This is a genomic window from Bacteroidota bacterium, assembly GCA_016699695.1.
In the GTDB taxonomy this organism is placed as follows: Bacteria; Bacteroidota; Bacteroidia; order Bacteroidales; family UBA10428; genus UBA10428.
The window spans coordinates 1,629,022-1,645,763 of the sequence record CP065006.1 but is presented as its reverse complement, the minus strand read 5'-3'; the positions used below and the strand labels follow the sequence as shown (position 1 = coordinate 1,645,763).

Sequence of the window (16,742 nt, the reverse complement as noted above, 5' to 3'; positions counted from 1 at the left end):
CGTATTTAATTATTAATTATTTTATTCACCTGGGCAGTAATTTTAAAGAACGAGTGCTGCTCATCTACAGGGCTTATATCGATGGTGAGAGGGTTATTGGTGATAAGGCCTGTATGAATAAGTCCAATATGAGCACCTACATCGCGTATGCTTGATTGTTTGCGTGTTTCGCGTTTCAGTTCACGAAGTTCCTGTTCGCTGAGCTGATTGATGTGTGCACAGTTTTTTTGTAGAATTGGACCATGCTCTTTGTTAATCATGTTGCCGGTCGAGATCAGGTATACATTTTCATTTTCGTCAATCGAAAACCATCCGATGCCATTTCTGCTCTGGCGGTTAGTGAGTAAAGTTTGATTCACCTGAACCGAATAATTCGAAATATTTTGTACGAGTTCTATAAACACTTTAAAAATCCGTGTAACCACCTGTTGGTCTGCCGCAAGCGTATCCTTCATGTAGTTTCCTACAAAAGCAGTCAGGTTGATGCTTATCGGGCCGTGATAAGCAATTACATTGCTATAATTGGGTGCATTCACAAACATTCCTTTCATTTTAATTTAAAGCCTAATATGGCGATATCATCTCGTTGAGCCTCATCGCGCATAAAAAGGTCGATCTTTTCTTCCATAATGCTCTTTTGTTTATTGGCCTCTTCTCCAATAATTGATTTGAGCAGGTTTTCGAGTCGGGCACTACCAAACTTTTTACGGAAAGGGTCGTTCTGGTCTACTATACCATCAGTAAAGAGGTACAATACATCGTCTTTTCCAAGTTTTACGGTTTGGTCGGCAAAATCGATAAATCGTTTGGCTGGTTGATGTCCACCTATCGATTTACGGTCGGGCCTTAGGCTGTCAAGTTCATTGTTGGAATTGTAGCCGATGTACAGAGGCCTTTTGGCTCCCGAGTAAGTAACCAGGGTTGAATTGTCGGGTTGCCTGTCGAGACGGATTACGGCAAGGTCCATTCCATCATTATTATCGGTTTGTTCCTGACGAAGGGCATTGCGTACCATCTCGTTCAAGTGTTCGAGAATGGAAGCGGGTGAGTCGATTTTCATTTTCACTACAATCTCGCTCAAAATCCGAATGCCTATCATCGACATAAAGGCACCTGGAACGCCATGTCCGGTGCAGTCTACTACCGAAAGGAACATTCGTGTTTCCGAAACCTTCACAAACCAATAGAAGTCACCAGAAACGATGTCTTTCGGACGGTAGATGACAAAGCCATCGCCAAAGCTGCTGATTTCCTTGAGGTCGGGCAGCAAAGCCTTTTGAATGGTTTCGGCATAATAGATACTCGATTTGATTTCTTTGTTTTGTTTTTCGAGGCGCTGGCGTTGAAGTTCGATTTTTTTATTGGCCGAAATAATTTTTAAAACCAGGAAAGCCAGCACAAAGACAAAGACAAGCGCTACGCCAAAACCAAATGCCCAGAAACGCTTGCGCACCCTTTCGAGGCGAAGATTGGCATCTTGCTCATTGATGAGTGCCTGCTGAAGATTTAGCTCCATTTCCTGTTGCAGCTTTATCCGCTCGGCTTCCTGAAGGTCCCCAACTGTTTTTTGAAGTTCCTGGCTGGTAACGTTTAACTCTTTTTCGGTAGCCGCCTTAGCTGTGTAGGCTTCGCTCACTTGTTGCTGGGCACTAGATTGCACATTGGCCATCTGGTCTTCCTTAATTTTTTTGTCGATGGCAGAATAAAGTTCGAAATAGGCTTGGGCCTGATCTTGTTTTCCTGCTTTGGTATATACATCATAGGCTACCCCGTAGGCACGCTTGATCAGGGTTAGGTCGTTTATTTCTTTGGCAATTTCAATGGATCTTTCGGTGGTTGCAAGGGCATCGGCGTTAAGCTTTAGTTCAGATTGCACATTGGCAATGGTAAGCAATACAGGCAATATCTCGGGAAGTTTTTTCGACTGCTCTCTGAATTTCAGTTCGGCATTTAGATGTTTCAGAGCCTGTTCGTATTGTTCTGTTTCAATGTAAAGCATCGAAAGGTTGCTGTGGGTTAGCATTTGCCCAACACGGTTGTTTAAGCCAGTATTGAGATCGAGTACAATCAGATAATATTCAATAGCCTTTGCCATTTGTCCGTTGCTCCGGTAATAAAAGGCCGACTGGTTGTATAAACGGGCTGCTTCTGATTTGTTTCCTTGATCGAGGTACTGTTTGGCCTGGGCATCGTTTTCTTTTACATCGAGGGTTTGGGCCAGCGTGAAAAGGTTGGTTCCGAACAGAAACACAATAAGAATGAGTGGGATTTGGAGTATTCTGACCATTTTGTGAGTTGGGTTTTTAGGACTAAATTTTATATCCAAGCACCATCATGTCATCGACCTGGAGATGGTGACCTTTCCATTCGATTATGGTTTTTTCGAGTATGCTTTTTTGTATTTCCAGCGGTTTTTGGTGTATCTCGAACAATAAATTCTGAAAGGCCTGGTAACGGAATTTCTTGTTGTGTGGCCCTCCAAACTGATCGGCAAAACCATCGGAGAAAAGGTATACCATATCGCCTGGTTCAATATCAATTTCTACTAGAGTAAAAGGGCGTTCGAAGTTGAGATGAATGCCTATAGGCATGCGGTCGCCCTTAATTACTTCCAATTGTCCATTGCGCACAATATAAACAGGATTGTTGGCCCCGGCAAAGTACATTTTTTTGTTATCAGGCCTTACCAGTGTAAGGCTTATATCCATGCCATCGCTGGCTTCCCCATCGTTGCCTTTTTGTTTCAGCAGGTGCATAATCATTTTGCGCAGTTCGAAGAGCACTTCGTGCGCCATCAGGTGGGTTGGTTTACCCATGATGTCGTTTAGGAAAGCCATACCGGCCATTGTCATAAGCGCTCCTGATATACCGTGTCCTGTGCAATCGGCTACAGCAATAGCCCTGTGGTCGTGATGCCGGCCAACCCAGTAAAAATCGCCACTGACAATGTTGCGGGGGAGGTTAAGTATAAAATGATCCGGAATAATTTCTTGAAGTAATTCCTGAGTAGGCAATACGCTGTTTTGTATCCGTTTCGAATAGCGGATGTCGCCTAAAATATCGTTTTGTTGCTCGGTGATAATTTCGTTCTGCCGGATTAATTCCTGATGTTTTTTTTCGATTACGGCTTTTTGTTCACCAATAGTTTTTATTTTACCCACCAGGTTAAGGGCCGATCGGACTTTTATGAGTAGTTCGTATTGGTTAAAGGGTTTCGAGATAAAGTCGTTTGCTCCTATTTCGTAAGCTGCTTTAAGGCTTTCGGTTGCTGAAAGAAGAATGATGGGTATGTCTTTGGTTTCTTCGTTTTCGCGAATGAATTTCGAAGCCTCAATGCCATTCATTTCAGGCATAATAATATCGAAAATAAGTAAATCAGGCTTGTGCAGCAATGCCAGGTTACAGGCTTCCTTGCCATCATGTGCAAAAATCAGCTCGTATTTTTCGCCAATAATTTCAAAAATCTGCTGAATGATACGCAAATACGATTCAGAATCGTCGGCAAGAAGTATTTTATAATTTGAGTTCATAAATTGCTATTGTTAGCAATGGAGATTCAATATACAATAATTCTGTAAAATTTGTTACAGGCCCTAAGAAATTATTTATTCGTGAGACTTAAATTTCATGAGTTCACGAAATGAAATTTTATAATCGAATCCCTATTTACATCGGGACTAAAAGCGGGTACGCGGGTAAATACCCTGCCTCTTGAGTCGAATAAAATAAAATTCTTTGCAGATACCCCATCAGCTTGCTGTGGGGAGCTTTATCCGATTTGAACATGCAACTAAAGAGATTCAATTTCTTCGATCGATTTTGGCACTGGTTTACCCAGAATTCTGCCAGCTTGTTCTGTAACCAGCACATTGTCTTCTATCCTTATGCCACCAAAATCGAGGTACTTTTCCACTTCAATGTAATTGATAAATGCCTCGAACTTTTTCTCGTTTTTCCACATTTTTATCAAGGTTGGAATAAAATAAATACCAGGCTCCACGGTAAGAGTAAAACCTGTTTGCAAGGTTCTGGCCAAGCGTAGGTAGGCGGTACCAAACTGACTACTTCTTTGCACAGTAGCGTCGTAACCTACATAATTTTCACCAAGGTCTTCCATGTCATGTACATCTAAGCCCATCATATGCCCTAAACCGTGAGGGAAGAAGAGTGCATGTGCACCTTGGGCCACTGCTTCGTTTATGTCACCTTTCATAAGTCCGGCTTCTTTTAGGCCAGTAGCGATGATTCTTGCAGCTTGCAAATGAATTTCGCGGTAAGGTACTCCTGGTCTGATTGCCGCAATCGACTGGTTTAGCGCATTTAAAACTATGGTGTAGATTGCTTTTTGCCGCGAACTAAACCGGCGACCTACCGGCACGGTACGCGTAAGGTCGGATGCATAATGCATGGCGTTTTCGGCACCTGCATCAATGAGCAACATTTGTCCGGTCTCAAGTTTATTGTGGTAATATTCGTTGTGCAGTACTTCGCCCCTTACCGAGCAAATGATTCCATAGGCAGGAGTGCAATTGTTACGCAACATGGTACTCTCAATTTGTCCGGCTATTTCATATTCATATATGCCGGCATTGGCCATTCGCATGGCTTCTACATGTAATTTTCCTGTGGCGCGGTTAAGGGCATCTTCTATCTGAGCAACTTCTTCTTCCGATTTAATGCTTCTTTGTTGTACAATGGCTTCAATAAGGGGAATTGAATGTCTGTTGGCCAATTCTGAAACCGGCAAAGCCATCACTTCAGAAAGGAAAAGTTTTCTTTCGAATGGGTAGGCAGGCAGAAAATGAATGTGGCTCGTTTTTTTTATCGCTGTTAAAAGCTCCTTGCTTGATTTTACCTGTTCGATACCAGACCGTGAGGCCCATTCGGCAAGGCCTGGTTGAGGGCCTGTCCAGATAGTATCTTCTAAGCTAAGGTCATCGCCATAAAGAGTGGCCTTGCCTGATTGGGCATCGATGGTGAGAGCCAGTCCGGGCAAGTCGATACCGGCAAAGTACAGAAAGTTACTGTCTTGCCTGAATGGATAGGTGTTGCCTTTATAGTTGCGCGGGCTGTGGATGTTGCCCATTATCAGAATAAGTCCGTTGTGCAGGCTGCTTAAAAGCAGCTGGCGACGGTTTCGGTAAGTTTCAGGAGAAAACATCATGGCTTATGGTTTAATTTCAAGGTATTGAAGATACTTTATTTGCATTAAATAAAAAATGAAGGAGCCAAGAATTGCCTGGAAACATAAAATTTAGCGCCTAACGTCACGACGGTGTAAATATTTTTTCAAATAATGAATGACCGTAAACCCTTGATGCAGGCTAAAAATCTGAAAATCAAAATTTAGTATTGATAAAAAAGTGTACGAATGTATTGTTTTTTTCTAATCGATTGCTATATTCGTATCTGCCTTTTTATTAGATATTCATTAAACCGTGTTGCAATGCCGTATCGTCGATTGCCCAATACCGATTCAGCACGCCTCAAAGCACTGAAAATAGCTTTCCAGCTTGCGCGTGAGAATCCACCCTTTAAATTGGCTTTTTCACAAAGTACTTTTCAGCGCGTGCAGTCCTTTTTGCCTTCTTTTGAAAAAGCATTGCTCGAAACACGTCAGTCTTTTGAAAAACAAGTAGAGAAAAGCAAGGACTATACACGCACAATGAAAAAGGCGAAGCTCTACGTTTCTCACTTTATTCAGGTAGTAAACATGGCAATAATGCGTGGCGAACTTCCTGTGAGTGAACGAAATTTTTACAAGCTTGACGAGGACGAAAAGAAAACACCCACCCTTCAGACAGAAGCAGAATTAATGGAATGGGGACGTTGGATTATTGATGGCGAAGAAGAGAGAAAAAAGCAAGGAAAAAGCCCGGTTACCAATCCAACAATTGCTGTGGTGAAAGTGCGTTACGAGCAATTTATTGATGCCATGAAATTTCAGAAAACCCTACAGAAAAACCATCAGCGTTGCCTCGAAAACCTTGCAGCCATGCGAACCTCTGCAGACGAAATTATTTTAAAGGTTTGGAACGAGGTGGAAGAACACTACAGTAACCTGCCCGATGCCGATAGGCGGATCAGTGCAGAAAAATACGGCTTAGTGTATGTATTCAGAAAAAGTGAGTTGGAAAAAGCGGAAGTCGATGAAAATATGCGCTACTAATTAAGCACCTTTTTCTCGTATCGTCTGAAAAAGAACATCACTGCTATCAACAAAGAAAAGGCAACAAGTAACACAGGGGTCGAAATCTCCAATAAATTACCATCGGGGATATTTTCAGCCTGTGGATTAAAATACGATACTACTACTAACAAGGTCTTCAGTATAAAATGAGCTGCAATTGGCAGCCAGATATTGCCACTCCAGACGAGGATAAACCCAAACATAAGCCCCGCGAAAAATCCTGGGATAAAGCCTGCCGGTTGCCAACCAAAAATACCAAAGAGTAAAGCAGTTAAAACTACCGAGGGAACATTCTGGTGGGTAATTTCAAGAAACACCTTTTGCAACACACCTCTGAAAATTAATTCCTCGCCTATTACCTGCAAAACCGCAAATAAGAGAAGATTCATCAAAAAAGTGCCGGTGCCATTTCCTAAAAGTATTGCTGGCGATAAACGATTCAACACATTCATGCCATCGTTGTTTTGCAGGCTGGCATGATTGGGTGCAAGATCAAGGCTTATTCCGCTAAGCCACCACAAAAGAGGTATTGCTGCTAACACACACAGTATCATCAGTAAAAGGCTTACAAGCTTTGGTTTTTGAAGGTGAGGAATGTAAAATTTCTCAGGAGTCGATAAAATCCAGCCCAGAAACAAGCCCGGAAGAATGTAAAAACCAAGTATTCGCATAAATTGAAAATACTTTATTTGAGTCAGTGAGAGTTGCGAAGTGCGGCCATGAAGGATTTCGTTTGAAGCATGCACATCGAACTGAAAAAAGATGCGTGACAACATAAAACCTGCAAACCAAACGATAATACCAATCGTAAGTATCGAAAGAAAAGCGATGACAAGCTTAAGCCAGGAACTGGATGAATTGAAATTCAGATATGGCATAACAGGTTTTTATTATTTTTGCTGGCTAATTTAAATAAAAAGTACCGGATAAGTGAGGCTTAATTTGCTTCTTTGGTCGAATATATTATAACACAGGGCCCTTTGCATGTTTATATTTCTGGTAGGCTGCGGAATCCCAATTTCTAAAATAAGCAACATTGAAAATCAAACACATTGACTTAAGCGAAAAACCCTTGTTCCTTGCACCGATGGAGGATGTGACCGATGCATCGTTTCGGTATGTGTGCAAACACTTCGGGGCCGATATGTTGTTTACCGAATTTGTATCGTCCGACGGATTAATTCGCGATGCAGCAAAATGCCTGAAGAAACTTGAGATTTTCGACTATGAACGACCCATTGGCATTCAGATCTATGGTCATTTGTTGGAGCCTATGGTGGAGTCGGCACGGATAGTGGACCGTGCAAAACCAGATGTAATCGACATCAATTTTGGTTGTCCGGTTACCAAAATCTCTAAAAGGGGAGCCGGGGCGGGCATGTTGCGAAACATTCCTTTAATGATAGAAATGACCAAACAAATTGTAGAGGCAGTGAATGTGCCAGTAACCGTAAAAACCCGTCTGGGCTGGGACGAAGAAAGCAAACACATTGTAGAAATTGCCGAGCGGCTGCAGGATGTGGGTGTTCAGGCACTCACCATTCATGGGCGCACAAGAGCTCAACTCTACAAAGGCGAAGCCGACTGGACGCTAATCGGTGCCGTGAAAAATAATCCCCGAATGCATATTCCCATAATTGGTAACGGCGACATTGTCAGTGCTCAAAAGGCCAGAGAGTATTTCGACCGTTATGGCGTCGATGGTATCATGATCGGGCGTGGAGCTGTAGGCAGGCCTTGGATATTCAGAGACATCAAACACTTTTTGAAAACCGGCGAGGAGCATATTCCACTTAGCGTGAAAGAAAAAGTGGACCTGGCAAGGATTCATTTTCGCAAGTCGCTCGAAGTAAAAGGCGAAAGGGTAGGCGTGCTGGAAATGCGCCGGCATCTTTCGACCTACTTTAAAGGGCTCGACAATTTTAAAGAAACCCGCCTGAAGCTTGTCACAGAATCGAACATTGAACAACTCTTTTCCCTGTTCGATACCATCGAGCAAACATGGGGTCATCTTCCTGCTTCCTCTGAATCCACCGTATACGAAGGTTGAATAAGTTCGAGTTACGCCTGAAAAAACCGGTTGACGATAGCGAGACTTACGCGGAGTTCGGGGCGATAACCTATCAATGTACAATGAGTTACATTTACGGGCCACTAACTTTGCCCACCCACCAATGCCCGCATGCTCGCAGACCATTTTTTGTGCACAGCTAATTACTTGATTATTTCAATCCTGTCTAAGTAGATATTTATGAGGTTATTTTCAAGAATTAAATTCTCAATATCAGGCCATATTTTAGTTATGAGAGAATGAAAATCCTTAATCTTTAAATTGCCAAATTTGAAATGAATAACTTTTGGTGGTGCACCTTTATATGGAACCTTAGTTGAAAAATCAGCGTCTTTAGTTACAATTATTAGATTATTCTCCTTTGCGTATTGCCATACATTTTCATCACTCCATGAATCATTGATATCTTATAGATGAATAAATCTATCATTATTCCAAAGTCTAAAATAATATGAGAGATTTGCGTCTATTAAAAACTGAACCATTACGCGATTGCTTTTACGGAATATTGGTGATTCATTAATTCTGCTGCAAATCGAATACATGCATTTATATCTTCCGGCTCAAGTGTAGGGTATTGTTTTAAAATTTCTTCTTTAGAATCTCCTGCACTTAGAAATTCTAAAATAGTTTGTACTGTAATACGTTTTCCTCGTATAGTCGGCTTGCCAGCACAAATAGCGCTATCGACTGTAATTCTATCTATTAGATATTCCATATGCTGATTTTTATACAAAGTTAATCATACTGTGATAAGAAAACAATAATTCTTAATTGTAGAGCGCGAATCATAGATGTGCACAACTTCGAAATACCCACACTTTTAATAAGCAAAGAATGCGGTGTGTTTTTTTATTTATGGCCGGGCTTTTCCAATAGCGCTTATTTATTAATTTTACCATTCTTTTATAAAGACAAATCAAGAAATGATATCGACTGAACAATTGAAGGAGCTTGAAAAACGCCGGGATGCGTTGAGGAGGCACCTTTGACATCGACAAAAAAAATCACCAGATAGCCGAAGAAGAGCTCAAAACCCAGGATCCGAAATTCTGGAATGATGCCAGGGCCGCCGAAGAGCAGATGAAGAAAATCTCTCAGCTAAAGGCCTGGGTGAGTGGTTACAATAAAATCCATTCCTTGCTTGACGATTTGCAGGTGCTTAAAGAATTTTGTGATGCCGGTGAATCCAGCGAAGCAGAACTTGATGAAACCTACCGGATAACGCTCGAACTGGTCGAAGACCTCGAGTTTAAAAACATGATGGCCGAGGAGGAGGATGCCCTGGGTGCTTTGTTGAAAATCAATGCCGGGGCAGGTGGTACCGAAAGCCAGGACTGGTCGGAAATGCTTATGCGCATGTACATTCGCTGGGGCGAGCGCAACGGCATGAAAGTAAAGGAAGTAAGTTATCTCGCCGGCGATGAGGCAGGCGTCAAGTCCGTAACACTCGAATTTACTGGCGATTATGCCTATGGCTATCTGAAAAGCGAAAACGGAGTTCACCGTCTGGTACGTATTTCACCTTTTGATTCCAACGCCCGGCGACACACTTCATTTGCCTCTGTATTTGTATCGCCAGTCATTGACGATACCATCGAAATTCAGATTAGCCCGGCCGACATCGAATGGGATACATTTCGCTCCGGAGGTGCCGGAGGTCAGAACGTAAATAAAGTAGAAACAGGCGTTAGGGTACGACACCTTCCTACCGGAATTGCGGTCGAAAACACCGAATCGCGTTCGCAACTTCAAAACCGCGAAAATGCCTTGCGCATCCTGCGCTCTCATTTGTACGAAATGGAACTTCGCAAGCGTATGGAAAAACAGGCCGAAATAGAAGGCAACAAGCTGAAGATCGAATGGGGTTCGCAAATAAGGAATTACGTGCTTCATCCTTATAAATTGGTAAAAGACTTGCGTACCGGACTTGAAAGCGGAAACACCCAGGCTGTCCTCGATGGAGAAATAAACATGTTTATCAAAGGTTTCCTGATGCAATTTGGCCGAAAGAAACAAAACACCTAAAATTCAACTCTTCAGGCAATGATTAAAATATACCATAACCCACGTTGCAAAACGAGTCGCGATGGACTGGCCTACCTGAGATCAAAAGACATTGAAATACAAGTTGTCGATTACCTGAAAGAAGGTCTTACCCGCGAAGCGCTTATGGAAATCCTCTTAAAGTCGAACCTGAAACCTGACGCCCTGGTGCGCACACAGGAAGAACTTTTCAGGAAAGAATTAAAAGGGAAGAAATTTACCGACGAAGAATGGATTAATATTCTTGTGGAGAATCCGAAACTTCTGCAAAGGCCTATTTTACTCGGGCGGCATCGTGCTGTGCTGGCTCAGCCACCCGAAAAGGCCGATATATTGTTGAAATAAAAAATTACTGACTTAAAAAACCATCAAAAATAACAATGCCATGGCAACACCAGCTTTTTCCTACCACAATCCTTTCCCGCTTGGCCCGGATACAACCGAATATTACTGCCTTGGAACCGATTATGTTTCTGTGACTGAATTGGAAGGACAGGAAATTCTGAAGGTAGAGCCCGAAGCACTTAGCTTATTGGCCCGCACTGCCATGCACGATTGTTCCTTTCTTCTAAGGGCAGCACATCATAAGCAGGTCGCCGAAGTGCTGGCTGATCCAGAGGCAAGCGAGAACGACAAATACGTAGCGCTTACCATGTTGCGCAATGCCGAAATTGCCGCAAAAGGAGTGTTACCCTTTTGCCAGGATACTGGTACAGCCATTGTCATTGGCAAAAAGGGGCACCTGGTGTTTACCGATGGAAAAGACGAGGAGTCCCTTTCGAAAGGTATTTACACTACCTATACCGAAGAAAACCTCCGTTATAGCCAGGTTGTGCCGCTCGACATGTACACCGAAAAAAATACCGGCACCAACCTTCCGGCTCAGATCGACCTTTATGCTTCACACGGTAAGGAGTACAATTTTTTGTTCATTGCCAAAGGAGGTGGTTCGGCTAACAAAACATACCTGTATCAGGAAACCAAGGCGCTCCTAAACCCCACAAGTCTTGTTAAGTTTATGGTGGAGAAAATGAGAAGTCTGGGCACTGCAGCCTGTCCGCCATATCACCTTGTATTTGTGGTTGGGGGCACCTCGGCGGAGGCAAACCTGAAAACAGTAAAACTGGCATCTGCCAAATACCTCGATTATCTCCCGACTAAAGGTAATGAAGGTGGCCAGGCATTTCGCGATGTGGAACTGGAAAAAGTAATTCTTAGCGAAGCCAGTAAATTAGGCATAGGGGCCCAGTTTGGCGGAAAATATTTTGCTCACGACGTGCGCATAATCCGCCTACCCCGCCACGGAGCTTCCTGTCCGGTTGGCCTGGGGGTTTCCTGCTCAGCCGACCGTAACATCAAAGGTAAAATCAATAAGGAAGGAATCTGGCTCGAAAAACTCGAAGACAACCCAGGCCAATACATTCCTAAGGAATTGCGCAACCAGGGAGAAGGGAAGGTGGTGAAAATTGACCTTAACCAGCCTATGGCCACTATTCTTTCCGAATTGAGCAAACATCCGGTTGCAACCCGTTTGTCACTTAGCGGAACCATAGTGGTGGGGCGCGATATTGCCCATTCCAAATTGAAAGAGCGCATTGATGCCGGTCAGGATCTGCCACAGTACATAAAAGATCATCCGATTTATTACGCTGGGCCGGCCAAAACTCCCAAAGGTATGGCATCTGGTTCCTTTGGTCCTACAACTGCCGGAAGGATGGATTCTTATGTTGAGCTATTTCAATCCATGGGAGGAAGTAAAATAATGATTGCCAAGGGTAATCGCAGCCAGGAAGTTACCGATGCCTGTAAAAGGCACGGTGGTTTCTACCTCGGCAGCATTGGTGGGCCAGCCGCCATCCTGGCGCAGAATAACATAAAAAAGGTAGAAGTACTCGAATATCCCGAGCTGGGCATGGAGGCCATCTGGAAAATCGAAGTGGTGGACTTTCCTGCATTTATCCTTGTGGATGACAAAGGCAACGATTTTTTTAAAATGATAAAACCCAATTAAGTCAACAATAATTCACAACAGGAAAGTATTTTTTTTAAAAACATTAAAATTACCTTTAGACAATCTAATCGGGGAAAGAAATGCATTGCCCTGTGCAAGGGCATTTACAATCCGAAGTCCATATAAACCAAAAAACAGACATTATGAAACGAGCATGTCTTGACCTAAACGCAAACACGTATGAGCAAAGTCATGCGAGTTACATCCGACCTTTAAAAATTAGTTTTATGCGGATGAAAAAGCTGAAAACTGCATTCTTTCTGATTTTCATTTCCTGCGTGCTTCAAGCCCAGGATAATTACATGGCTCTTTCATTTGGCGCTGGTGTGCCACTGGGCGATTATGCCAGCACTGTTTCACTATCCAGCGATGGGTTTGCCCTTAATGGTTTTATGGCAGAATATTCCGGAGCCTATTACCTGATTAATTATTTAGGTGTGGGTGGAGCCATTAAATTCAACCAGAGTGCACTCAACAAAGAAAAAATCCAGGATGCTTTATTGGAGGTGCTTACCGACGGAACCCTCGATTCTATTACCCAATCGAACCTTGGGTTTTGGAGTATCGTGTCCCTTGGAGTTGGGCCTCAGTTTTCGTTGCCGGCAGGTCGTTTTGTGTTCGATTTTTATTTTTTTCCAGGCATGCACATTGTAACTCCCCCAAAACTCGAACTCACAGCCATTATCGATGGAAACCCTGAATATACCACCGTATCATCGCAAAAGCTTCGTTTTGGCTTCGAAACTGGGGCAAGCCTGCAAATTCATATCAACGAAACTACTGGCTTACGATTATCGGCAAGTTATCTCGAAACCAGCTCGAAAGGTTCGGTAAAGGGGCGGGAGCAAACAAACGGTTCTGAAATCGAAAATGCTGAATTTACCAGACGTATCCAGATTGTGAATGCTTCCATTGGACTGGTCTACATACTTTAGTTGAAAGAGTAAGAAAAAGTCGGATTTTGCAGTTGAATATAAGTTGATTTGAAGGAGATAAAAACATTTTTGATTATGGCGAATAATAGAAATAAGAAGCTTTTAAATGAATTTCCCCCCATTACCACTTCGCAATGGGAGGCAAAAATTCAGGAAGACCTGAAGGGAGCCGATTACGAAAAGAAACTGGTTTGGAATACCCTCGAAGGGTTTAAGGTTCGTCCCTATTACAGGAGCGAAGACCTTGCGGGCAAGGAATACTTGCAGGTACTTCCAGGTGAATTTCCTTACACCCGTGGGTTGAGTGCCGACAACAACTGGGAAATTCGTCAGGACCTTGAGGTAGACCAATTGAAGAAGGCCAACGAAATGGCTCTTTTTGTTTTAAATCGAGGAGTTACTGCTCTTGGCTTTGCCTCAGGTTGCAAAAAAGGAGCTTCGAAAATTAACAATGCGAATGAGCTTGATTCCCTTTTAAAGGGAATTGAAATACAATGTATTGGTCTCTATTTTAAAAGCGGACACAACACTCCTGAAATGGTAAAATACCTGAGTGAGATTGTAGTGAGCCGAAAACTAAATCCAGTTGAAATAAGGGGTGCCGCCTGTTTTGATCCATTGGGCTACCTCACCGTGAAAGGGGCCTGGGGTGTCGATGAAAAGGCCGACTTTATCCGGTTGAAAGAAACCCTGAGCTTTGCATCGGGCAATCTTCCGAATTTCAGGGTACTTTCCATCAATGGGCATCATTTTACCGATGCCGGAGCTTCGGTGGTGCAGGAACTGGCTTACAGTCTTTCCATGGCTGGTGAGTACTTAACCCTTATGAGCGAAGCCGGCCTCGATCCTGATCTGGCGGCACGTCACATGCAGCTCAATTTGGGCATTAGCACCAATTATTTTATGGAAATTGCCAAGGTACGCGCAGCCCGCCATCTGTTCAGTAAACTTTTCGAAGCCTATGGTGTACAAAGACCAATTTTTATTCATTCCTACACCTCGAATTTTCAGAATACCATTTACGATCCCTATGTGAACGTATTGCGTGCCACTACCGAAGCCATGGCCGCCGTGTTGGGAGGGACCAACGCCCTGGTAGTAAAACCTTTCGACCAGGTTTTCAAGAAGCCGGAAGAATTTTCGGAACGCATAGCCCGTAACATTCAAATAATACTGAAAGAAGAATCGTATTTCGATAAAATTGCCGATCCTTCGGCGGGTTCGTATTACATCGAAAACCTTACCGATTCACTGATCGAACAGGCATGGAAAAGCATGCTTGAACTCGATGCCAAAGGCGGATACCTGAAAAATCTTAAAGAGGGCACCATTCAAAAAGATATTGAAGCCACTGCAGCTAAAAGAGTTTCGAATATAGCTACCCGCAGAGAAGTATTACTGGGTACCAATCAATATGCCGCCCTACACGAAGAGGTTTCCACTCAAATCGATGGCCAGATTCTGTTCAAGGGCAATCAGCCAGAAGGAAATGAAGTGAAAACCATTCGCAAATTTCGCGCTGCCGAAAGCTTTGAAGCACTTAGGCTGGCTACCGAAAAAAGTGGCAAAAAGCCAAAAGCCTTTATGCTTACTTATGGTAACCTCACTTTCCGTAAAGCAAGGGCTACTTTTGCCTGCAACTTCTTTTCCTGCGCCGGTTATGAGGTAATAGACAACCTTGGTTTCGAAACCGCTGAAGCTGGCGTAAAAGCTGCTCAGCAGGCTAAAGCCGATATCGTAGTGGTTTGCAGCCACGACGATGAATATGCAGCCCTGGTGCCGGAAGTAAAACAACTTGTTGGCAGCAAAGCCATTGTGGTGGTGGCAGGTGCACCCGCATGCATGGACGAGCTAAAAGCTAAAGGCATAGATGATTTTATTCATGTAAAATCGAATGTATTGGAAACACTCCAGGGCTATCACAAGAAATTAGGAATTAATTAGCTGCTTGGCTAATCTGGATATGATCCTGATATCGCCAAGTTAGCGGTTATTTTAAGACGACCAGAGCATATAATTTATTGACAAAGATTAAATGAATTTAAAACCAGAACAACTATTAATAAATGGAGCTGAGATTCTTTCGACTTATTTAAGCTCGTTGGATTTTAAATTTAAGCTAATTGAGACTGGACATGGTTCTGGTGGAGATTTCGCACATGGACAATTTATCAATGAAGATAAAACGATTGACCTTCATTTTCGTTGGTCATTGGGACTTGTGTCATATAAGATTAATGACTTGATTTTATCACATGAGGATTATATTGATTTAGTTGATAAGCATGGTCAAAATAAATATCCCAATTTTTCGGACGACCCATTAGATGCATTTCGTTGTCTATTGATTGATTTAAAGGATTTATTAAATGACTTTACTGAGAATAACGCCATCATTTTTAGACAGAAAGCTTCTGACAAAATCATAGATTTAAATAAAATACGAGATTCTAAAAATAATTCTGATAAAAAGATTTATTCTGGCGACCAAAGAATAATTGACCAAATTAGGATTGAGTTCAAAGCTGGGAATTTCTTGCAGGTTGATAAATTGAAATATCAGATTCAATATCCAGATTTATTGACAGCAACTGAAAAAAAATTATTAGAGATTAATGATGATAAAATAAAAAACAACCGCTAACAAGCGGTCATAAGGCATGGCGGGGTTTTCCGGGTGCAAAGGTTATCACTCGCATTTACATTTGGTGTACCTTGATAAGTATTCGCTCCGTAATCCGCCACGACCTCATACCGCCGGCCGTTGTGTAGCAAAACTTAAACTATATACTTTGCCTTGAATTTTGTAAATTTGCAAAAAAGTCAATGATATGATAATTGAAAGGACAGATAAAGAAATCTTGATAAGAATACCAAGTTCAGTTGATGTCGAAGGTGCACAGCGGATTATTGATTACATTCGGTATCAAGAAGTAACATCAAAATCAAAAGCAACTCAAGAATTTGTTGATAAGCTTGCTGCTGATGTGAACCGGGATTGGTGGGAAAAAAATAAGGACACCTTTCTCAAATGAAGATTATTGTTGATACCAATATTGCATTCAGTGCTATACTAAATACAAAGAGTATAATTGGAGATCTGATTTTAAATTCCAACGATACATTTCAGTTTTGGAGTTGTCACTTTTTATTAACTGAAATCGATAATCATTGGGATAAGTTGAAGAAAGCATCAAAATTACCTGAACGTGATTTATTTGAATCACAGAGGCTTGTATATAGAAGCATTTCATTTATTAATGTAGAGCAAATACCAAGATCTTTTAGATTACTTGCATTTGAACTTGTTAAAGACATTGACGTGAATGATATTGCTTTCGTAGCACTAAATGAATATCAAGAATCAATTCTTTGGACTGGTGACAAACCACTTTTCAATGGATTAAAATCTTTAGGTTATGAAAAAGTCCTAATGACTGAGGATATGGTAAAACTTCGTAATAAATTAGAAAATAAATAAATATTGCT

Annotated in this window: 16 protein-coding genes and 1 pseudogene; 10 read left to right on the top strand and 7 right to left on the bottom strand. The window is 42.2% G+C overall.

Annotated features, from left to right (window positions below; genetic code table 11):
• Nucleotides 1–5: 5 nt before the first annotated feature.
• From IPM71_06980 to IPM71_06965, 4 genes are all read right to left on the bottom strand, one after another.
• Nucleotides 6–551, bottom strand: a complete 546-nt coding sequence (locus tag IPM71_06980) for a hypothetical protein (GenBank protein ID QQS52469.1) — start codon at nt 549–551, stop codon at nt 6–8.
• Complete coding sequence (locus IPM71_06975) at nt 548–2,287, bottom strand: SpoIIE family protein phosphatase (GenBank protein QQS52468.1); 1,740 nt, start codon at nt 2,285–2,287, stop codon at nt 548–550. Before IPM71_06975 ends, IPM71_06980 begins: the two co-directional genes overlap by 4 nt.
• A gap of 22 nt (nt 2,288–2,309) precedes the next feature.
• Complete coding sequence (locus IPM71_06970; protein QQS52467.1) at nt 2,310–3,530, bottom strand: response regulator; 1,221 nt, start codon at nt 3,528–3,530, stop codon at nt 2,310–2,312.
• Between the two features lie 260 nt (nt 3,531–3,790).
• A complete protein-coding gene (locus IPM71_06965) occupies nt 3,791–5,161 on the bottom strand; it encodes an aminopeptidase P family protein (GenBank protein QQS52792.1) in 1,371 nt (456 codons plus the stop codon).
• A gap of 285 nt (nt 5,162–5,446) precedes the next feature.
• Here IPM71_06965 and IPM71_06960 point away from each other — a divergent pair, with 285 nt between their 5' ends.
• Complete coding sequence (locus IPM71_06960) at nt 5,447–6,169, top strand: hypothetical protein (protein ID QQS52466.1); 723 nt, start codon at nt 5,447–5,449, stop codon at nt 6,167–6,169.
• Here the strand turns inward: IPM71_06960 and IPM71_06955 are convergent.
• Complete coding sequence (locus IPM71_06955) at nt 6,166–7,068, bottom strand: CPBP family intramembrane metalloprotease (GenBank protein QQS52465.1); 903 nt, start codon at nt 7,066–7,068, stop codon at nt 6,166–6,168. The genes IPM71_06960 and IPM71_06955 overlap by 4 nt on opposite strands.
• A 158-nt stretch (nt 7,069–7,226) precedes the next feature.
• Here IPM71_06955 and dusB point away from each other — a divergent pair, with 158 nt between their 5' ends.
• Nucleotides 7,227–8,240 (top strand): tRNA dihydrouridine synthase DusB, encoded by a 1,014-nt coding sequence (gene dusB, locus IPM71_06950; protein ID QQS52464.1) that lies wholly within the window; start codon nt 7,227–7,229, stop codon nt 8,238–8,240.
• 164 nt (nt 8,241–8,404) lie between these two features.
• On the opposite strand, the pseudogene IPM71_06945 reads toward dusB, so the two are convergent.
• Both IPM71_06945 and IPM71_06940 read right to left on the bottom strand, forming a co-directional pair.
• Nucleotides 8,405–8,746: pseudogene (locus IPM71_06945) on the bottom strand (DUF5615 family PIN-like protein).
• Complete coding sequence (locus tag IPM71_06940; GenBank protein QQS52463.1) at nt 8,746–8,979, bottom strand: DUF433 domain-containing protein; 234 nt, start codon at nt 8,977–8,979, stop codon at nt 8,746–8,748. Before IPM71_06940 ends, IPM71_06945 begins: the two are co-directional and overlap by 1 nt.
• 208 nt (nt 8,980–9,187) lie before the next feature.
• On the opposite strand from IPM71_06940, the gene prfB reads away from it, so the two are divergent.
• The 8 genes from prfB (at nt 9,188) to IPM71_06900 (ending at nt 16,734) form a co-directional block, all read left to right on the top strand.
• Nucleotides 9,188–10,289 (top strand): peptide chain release factor 2 gene (prfB, locus tag IPM71_06935; GenBank protein QQS52462.1). Its coding sequence is split into 2 segments (ribosomal slippage): nt 9,188–9,250 and nt 9,252–10,289, totalling 1,101 coding nucleotides; the frame shifts between segments, so codons are not numbered across the junction.
• Between the two features lie 18 nt (nt 10,290–10,307).
• Nucleotides 10,308–10,652 carry an arsenate reductase family protein gene (locus IPM71_06930; protein QQS52461.1) on the top strand — a complete coding sequence of 115 codons (345 nt, stop codon included), beginning with the start codon at nt 10,308–10,310 and terminating at the stop codon, nt 10,650–10,652.
• A gap of 40 nt (nt 10,653–10,692) precedes the next feature.
• Nucleotides 10,693–12,318 carry a fumarate hydratase gene (locus IPM71_06925; GenBank protein ID QQS52460.1) on the top strand — a complete coding sequence of 542 codons (1,626 nt, stop codon included), beginning with the start codon at nt 10,693–10,695 and terminating at the stop codon, nt 12,316–12,318.
• Between the two features lie 233 nt (nt 12,319–12,551).
• On the top strand, nt 12,552–13,253 hold the full coding sequence (locus tag IPM71_06920) for an outer membrane beta-barrel protein (protein QQS52459.1): 702 nt from the start codon (nt 12,552–12,554) through the stop codon (nt 13,251–13,253).
• A 75-nt stretch (nt 13,254–13,328) separates the two neighbouring features.
• Nucleotides 13,329–15,197 carry a methylmalonyl-CoA mutase small subunit gene (locus tag IPM71_06915; protein QQS52458.1) on the top strand — a complete coding sequence of 623 codons (1,869 nt, stop codon included), beginning with the start codon at nt 13,329–13,331 and terminating at the stop codon, nt 15,195–15,197.
• Between the two features lie 91 nt (nt 15,198–15,288).
• Nucleotides 15,289–15,897, top strand: a complete 609-nt coding sequence (locus IPM71_06910) for a hypothetical protein (GenBank protein QQS52457.1) — start codon at nt 15,289–15,291, stop codon at nt 15,895–15,897.
• Nucleotides 15,898–16,084: 187 nt separating this feature from the next.
• Nucleotides 16,085–16,288: a hypothetical protein gene (locus tag IPM71_06905; GenBank protein ID QQS52456.1), complete on the top strand. Its 204-nt coding sequence runs from the start codon at nt 16,085–16,087 to the stop codon at nt 16,286–16,288.
• Nucleotides 16,285–16,734, top strand: coding sequence for a hypothetical protein (locus tag IPM71_06900; protein QQS52455.1), 450 nt, complete (start codon nt 16,285–16,287; stop codon nt 16,732–16,734). Before IPM71_06905 ends, IPM71_06900 begins: the two co-directional genes overlap by 4 nt.
• Nucleotides 16,735–16,742: the final 8 nt, after the last annotated feature.

Bases quoted from the DNA above. Each gene is read 5' to 3' on its own strand.
- IPM71_06925 (QQS52460.1), top strand. From the start codon at position 10,693: ATGGCAACACCAGCTTTTTCCTACCACAATCCTTTCCCGCTTGGCCCG.
- IPM71_06965 (QQS52792.1), bottom strand. From the start codon at position 5,161: ATGTTTTCTCCTGAAACTTACCGAAACCGTCGCCAGCTGCTTTTAAGC.
- IPM71_06960 (QQS52466.1), top strand. From the start codon at position 5,447: ATGCCGTATCGTCGATTGCCCAATACCGATTCAGCACGCCTCAAAGCA.
- IPM71_06905 (QQS52456.1), top strand. From the start codon at position 16,085: ATGATAATTGAAAGGACAGATAAAGAAATCTTGATAAGAATACCAAGT.
- IPM71_06915 (QQS52458.1), top strand. From the start codon at position 13,329: ATGGCGAATAATAGAAATAAGAAGCTTTTAAATGAATTTCCCCCCATT.
- IPM71_06975 (QQS52468.1), bottom strand. From the start codon at position 2,287: ATGGTCAGAATACTCCAAATCCCACTCATTCTTATTGTGTTTCTGTTC.
- IPM71_06970 (QQS52467.1), bottom strand. From the start codon at position 3,530: ATGAACTCAAATTATAAAATACTTCTTGCCGACGATTCTGAATCGTAT.
- IPM71_06920 (QQS52459.1), top strand. From the start codon at position 12,552: ATGAAAAAGCTGAAAACTGCATTCTTTCTGATTTTCATTTCCTGCGTG.
- IPM71_06900 (QQS52455.1), top strand. From the start codon at position 16,285: ATGAAGATTATTGTTGATACCAATATTGCATTCAGTGCTATACTAAAT.
- IPM71_06955 (QQS52465.1), bottom strand. From the start codon at position 7,068: ATGCCATATCTGAATTTCAATTCATCCAGTTCCTGGCTTAAGCTTGTC.
- IPM71_06930 (QQS52461.1), top strand. From the start codon at position 10,308: ATGATTAAAATATACCATAACCCACGTTGCAAAACGAGTCGCGATGGA.
- IPM71_06910 (QQS52457.1), top strand. From the start codon at position 15,289: ATGAATTTAAAACCAGAACAACTATTAATAAATGGAGCTGAGATTCTT.
- IPM71_06940 (QQS52463.1), bottom strand. From the start codon at position 8,979: ATGGAATATCTAATAGATAGAATTACAGTCGATAGCGCTATTTGTGCT.
- IPM71_06980 (QQS52469.1), bottom strand. From the start codon at position 551: ATGAAAGGAATGTTTGTGAATGCACCCAATTATAGCAATGTAATTGCT.